This window comes from Microbacterium sp. HMWF026, assembly GCF_003061325.1.
In the GTDB taxonomy this organism is placed as follows: domain Bacteria; phylum Actinomycetota; class Actinomycetes; order Actinomycetales; family Microbacteriaceae; genus Microbacterium; species Microbacterium testaceum_E.
Map to the genome: position 1 here is coordinate 1 of NZ_QAJB01000279.1, position 4,576 is coordinate 4,576.

Annotated in this window: 6 protein-coding genes; 4 read left to right on the plus strand and 2 right to left on the minus strand. The window is 69.9% G+C overall.

Annotated features, from left to right (window positions below; all coding sequences use genetic code 11):
* Nucleotides 1-98: 98 nt before the first annotated feature.
* Nucleotides 99-1,262: a glutamate--cysteine ligase gene (locus DBR36_RS10745; protein WP_108319245.1), complete on the minus strand. Its 1,164-nt coding sequence runs from the start codon at nt 1,260-1,262 to the stop codon at nt 99-101.
* 233 nt (nt 1,263-1,495) lie between these two features.
* Here DBR36_RS10745 and rpsP point away from each other — a divergent pair, with 233 nt between their 5' ends.
* Genes rpsP through trmD form a run of 4 tightly spaced genes read left to right on the plus strand, consistent with a single transcriptional unit; the run spans nt 1,496 to nt 3,507 of the window.
* Nucleotides 1,496-1,909, plus strand: coding sequence for a 30S ribosomal protein S16 (rpsP, locus tag DBR36_RS10750; protein ID WP_108319247.1), 414 nt, complete (start codon nt 1,496-1,498; stop codon nt 1,907-1,909).
* Nucleotides 1,910-1,914: 5 nt separating this feature from the next.
* Complete coding sequence (locus DBR36_RS10755; RefSeq protein ID WP_108319249.1) at nt 1,915-2,145, plus strand: RNA-binding protein; 231 nt, start codon at nt 1,915-1,917, stop codon at nt 2,143-2,145.
* Entirely contained in the window at nt 2,145-2,816 is a 672-nt protein-coding gene (rimM, locus tag DBR36_RS10760; RefSeq protein WP_108319251.1) for a ribosome maturation factor RimM, read from the plus strand. The genes DBR36_RS10755 and rimM overlap by 1 nt, the downstream gene beginning before the upstream one ends.
* Before the next feature lies 1 nt (nt 2,817).
* A complete protein-coding gene (gene trmD, locus DBR36_RS10765) occupies nt 2,818-3,507 on the plus strand; it encodes a tRNA (guanosine(37)-N1)-methyltransferase TrmD (protein ID WP_108319253.1) in 690 nt (229 codons plus the stop codon).
* A 91-nt stretch (nt 3,508-3,598) separates the two neighbouring features.
* Here trmD and map read toward each other — a convergent pair whose 3' ends face one another.
* Nucleotides 3,599-4,381, minus strand: a complete 783-nt coding sequence (gene map, locus DBR36_RS10770; RefSeq protein ID WP_108319255.1) for a type I methionyl aminopeptidase — start codon at nt 4,379-4,381, stop codon at nt 3,599-3,601.
* Nucleotides 4,382-4,576 lie beyond the last annotated feature (195 nt).

The following is a 4,576-nucleotide window of genomic DNA, read 5'->3' on the forward strand; positions in this document are numbered from 1 at the left end:
CCACCGCAGCCGTGAGCAAGAGCGGCCACCCGCGCCGTCCGATCGTCATGACGCGATCCTAGGCAGGCCCGCCTATGAGCGGGCGCGGAACGGACGGCTCAGGCCCGGAGGGCTGCGAGGTGCTCGCGCAGCGTCGGACCGCCGCGGAACTCGCGGATCAGGTGCTGCACCACCTCGCGCAGGTCGCCGTCGGCCGCGTCGGCGATCGCGATCTGCCGCGCCGAGCTCCCGCCCGTGGCCAGGATCGTCTCGAGGCTGGCGAACTCGCGCGCGCACTTGAGCTCGACGGCGACGCCGGCGAGTTCTTCCATCGTCTCGCGCAGGTGCTCGACCACGGGGCGCTGCGTGCCCTCGCGATCCACGATCACTCGCGCATCGAGGCCGTAGCGTGCGGCCCGCCACTTGTTCTCGCGGGCATACCAGGGCGGGATGCCGGGGAGCGGCCGACCCTCGTCCAGAAGCCGCGAGAAGTGCTCGACGAGCGTCTGCGCGAGGGCCGCGACGGCGGCGAGCTCGGGAAGCGTCGACATGCCGTCGCACGCGCGGATCTCGACCGTCCCCCACTTGGGCGCCGGACGGATGTCCCAGCGCACCTCGCTGGCATCCGCCATCACACCGGTGCGGACCATGTCGTCGAGGTAGCGCTCGAAGCCGTCCCAGGTCTCGAACTGCCAGGGCAGGCCCGCCGTCGGCAGCTGCTGGAACACCAGGGCGCGGTTGGACATGTACCCGGTGCGGTCTCCGGCCCAGAACGGACTGGATGCCGACAGCGCCTGCAGGTGGGGCAGGAACACCGTCAGCGCGTTGACGATGGGCATCACCTTCTCGACGTCGTCGACGCCGACGTGCACGTGGATGCCCCAGATCATCATGTTGCGCCCCCACCACTGGGTGCGCTCGATGAGCGTGTGGTAGCGGGTCTTGTCGGTGACCTGCTGGTCGTACCACTGCGCGAAGGGGTGGCTTCCGGCGCACAGCAGTTCGAGGCCGCGCGGCTCGGTCTGCTCGCGCAGCGCGCAGATGGCGTCGCCGATGTCGTCGACGGCCTCGGCGACCGTGTGTCCGACGCCGCTCGTCACCTCGACGGTGTTGGTGAGCAGCTCGCCCGTGACGGTGAAACGCTCGAGGGCGGTCGCGTCCTCGACCTCGTCGAGGATCTCGGGCGCGCGCGGCACGAGATCACCGGTCTCGCGGTCGGCGAGCATGAGCTCCCACTCCAGACCCACGGACGAACGCGTCGACGGAGCGAACGGCAGCCTCATGCGGCTCAGTCTGACACGGAGCCTTTCGCGGGGGCCGCTCCGCTACGCTGCGCGACGGTCCGTGTCGTTTCGCCGTCGCTGTCACGTCGGGCCTCGGAGTTCTGGCAGAATAGAGGGCTGGACCCGCCACTCGACCCTCTATCCAGTGTCGGTCCACTCTTTTGAGCTTCCGCCGGGTGTGCACCCCACGCTCCAGGCGACCGGTTCGTTCATCTTCATCATCAGGAGTCATCGTGGCTGTCAAGATCCGTCTCAAGCGCCTCGGAAAGATCCGCGCGCCCTACTACCGCATCGTCGTCGCCGACTCGCGCACCAAGCGCGACGGTCGTGTCATCGAAGAGATCGGCAAGTACCACCCGACCGAGGAGCCCTCGTTCATCGAGGTCGACTCGGAGCGCGCCCAGTACTGGCTGTCGGTCGGCGCCCAGCCCACCGAGCAGGTCGCCGCCATCCTCAAGCTGACGGGCGACTGGGGCAAGTTCAAGGGCGACAAGGACGCCGTGTCGACCGTCAAGGTCCGCGAGCCCAAGGCCGCCTTCGAGGCCGACGCCTCGAAGAAGTCGGTCGTCAAGCCGAAGGCCGAGAAGAAGGCCGACGCTCCCGCCGAGGCGCCCGCTGAGGACGCCGTCGAGACCTCGGCCGAGTAATCCCCGTGTTGTCCACCGCGCTCGAGCACGTCGTCAAGGGGATCGTCGATCACCCCGACGACGTGTCCATCCGTGCCAGCTCCTCTCCCCGCGGAGACGTGCTGGAGGTGCGCGTGCACCCCGATGACCGGGGTCGCGTGATCGGGCGCGGTGGACGAACCGCCAAGGCACTGCGTACGCTCATCTCCGCTCTCGCCGACGGCCGCCGCGTGCGCGTCGACGTCGCCGACGACTGATGGCGACCGCTGACAACGCGGGCGCCCAGCCCGCCAAGACCCAGCTCCGTGTCGGGCGCCTCGTCAAGGCCCACGGCCTGAAGGGCGCTTTCAAGCTCGAGCTGTACACCGACGATCCCGACGGCCGTTTCGTGCCCGGGAGCACGTTCACCCTCCAGGTCCCCGAGTCCTCGCCCTGGCACGGACGCGACCTGACCGTCCGCGAGTTCCGGTGGATGAACTCCCACCCCGTGGTCTTCTTCGAGGGCGTCGACGACCGCACCGCGGCCGAAGAACTCGTCAAGGCGATCCTGTGGATCGACCAGGACACCGAGGCGGCCCCCGCCGAAGACGACGCCTGGTACGACCACCAGCTCGTCGGTCTCGACGTCGTCCGTGACGGCGCCGTCATCGGGCGTGTCGCACGGGTCGACCACTTCCCGGCGCAGGACCTGCTCATCGTCAAGCCCACGGGCGACGACCGCGAGGTACTCGTCCCCTTCGTCAGCGCCATCGTCCCCGAGGTCGACATCGCGGCCGGACGCGTGGTGGTCACGCCCCCGACGGGGCTCTTCGAAGACCTGCCGTCCGAGCCCGACGACGAGCCGGCACCCGACGCCGGTAACGCCGCCGGCGACGACGCCGAAGCGGGCGACGCGACACCCGTCTCCGCCGACGACCGCGAGGACTGACGTGCGCATCGACGTCGTGTCGATCTTCCCGACGATCTTCGACGCGCTCGAGGTCTCGCTGCTGGGTAAGGCCCGTCAGAGCGGTCTGCTCGACGTCGCCGTCCACGATCTGCGCGACTACACGCACGACCGGCATCGCACGGTCGACGACACCCCCTACGGCGGCGGCGCCGGCATGGTGATGAAGCCCGAGCCGTGGGGTGAAGCTCTCGACGACATCGTCGGCGGTGCCGTCGAGCGGCCCGTCATCGTCTTCCCGTCCCCGGCGGGGGAGCGCTTCACCCAGTCGATCGCCCGTGAGCTCTCGGCCGCTCCGCACCTCGTGTTCGGGTGCGGCCGATACGAGGGCATCGACGAGCGCGTGTTTGACTACGCCGCCGAGCTCGGCGACGTCCGCCTGCTCTCGCTCGGCGACTACGTGCTGAACGGCGGCGAGGTGGCCGTCATGGCCATGGTCGAAGCCATCGGCCGTCTCGTCCCCGGGGTCGTCGGCAATCCCGAGAGCCTTGTCGAGGAGTCCCACGAAGACGGCCTCCTCGAATACCCCTCGTTCACCAAGCCCGCCGTCTGGCGCGAGCGCGAGGTCCCGCCGATCCTGCTCAGCGGCAACCACGGGGCCGTCGCGTCCTGGCGCCGCGAGCAGCAGATCGAGCGCACGCGTCTGCGCCGCCCCGATCTGCTCGCCGACTGACGCGTCCGCTGTCGTCACGCGGGCGGTGCTCCACCCCCGCGAACGACGGATGCCGCGACCCGAGGGGCCGCGGCATCCGTCATCCGGACCGTCAGTCGACGCCGAGGAACGACCGATCCGTGAGCACGATCGGTCCCTCGGCGGTGATCGCCACGGTGTGCTCGGAGTGGGCTCCGCGCGAGCCGTCGGCGCTGCGCAGCGTCCAGCCGTCCGGGTCGGTGACCAGTTCGTCGGTGGTCTGCAGGAACCAGGGCTCGAGCGCGACCACCAGGCCCGCGCGCAGCGGGTAGCCGCGGCCGGCCTTGCCGTCGTTGGCGACGTGCGGATCGCCGTGCATGGTGCGCCCCACACCGTGACCGCCGAAGTCGGTGTTGATGCTCAGCCCCTCGGCGTGCGCGACGGCGGCGACGGCGGCCGAGATGTCGCCGATCTTGTGCCCGACGGTGGCGGCGTCGATCGCGGCGGCGAGGGCGCGCTGCGTGGTGTCGATGAGGGCGAGGTCCTCGTCGCGGGGCGTGCCGACGACGAACGACACCGCCGAATCGGCGACCCATCCGTCCACCGACGCGGCGAAATCGAGAGAGACGAGGTCACCGTCGCGCAGCACGTAGTCGTGGGGGAGCCCGTGCAGCACGGCGTCGTTGATCGAGGTGCACAGCACCTTGCCGAACGGGCTCGCGCCGAACGAGGGGTGGTAGTCGATGTAGCAGGACTCCGCGCCGGCCTTGCGGATCATGTCGTGGGCGCGGCGGTCGAGGTGCAACAGGTTGGTGCCCACCTTGGTCTCGTCGCGCAGCGTGGCGAGCACCTCCGCGACGAAGCGGCCCGCGGGGCGCATCGCGTCGATCTCGGCCGGCGTACGCAGTTCGATCATGGGGGGTCCTCTCGGTCGGACTTCCATTCTCGCCCATGGATGCCGGACGTCCAGGTCATGGCCTTCTCAAAGGAGCCGCACATCGACGGGCCGTAGCATCGGCCCATGGTGCTGCGCCGAGTGTTCCTCCGCTGGTTGTTCCCGGCGGCCTTCGTCCTGCCGCTGTGGTTGTTCGTCGGCTGGATCGTCTTCTCG

What these genes read in the sequence shown, in the direction of transcription:
- DBR36_RS10745 (WP_108319245.1), bottom strand. Translation starts at nt 1,262, where the DNA reads ATGAGGCTGCCGTTCGCTCCGTCGACGCGTTCGTCCGTGGGTCTGGAG.
- map (WP_108319255.1), bottom strand. Translation starts at nt 4,381, where the DNA reads ATGATCGAACTGCGTACGCCGGCCGAGATCGACGCGATGCGCCCCGCG.
- rimM (WP_108319251.1), top strand. Translation starts at nt 2,145, where the DNA reads ATGGCGACCGCTGACAACGCGGGCGCCCAGCCCGCCAAGACCCAGCTC.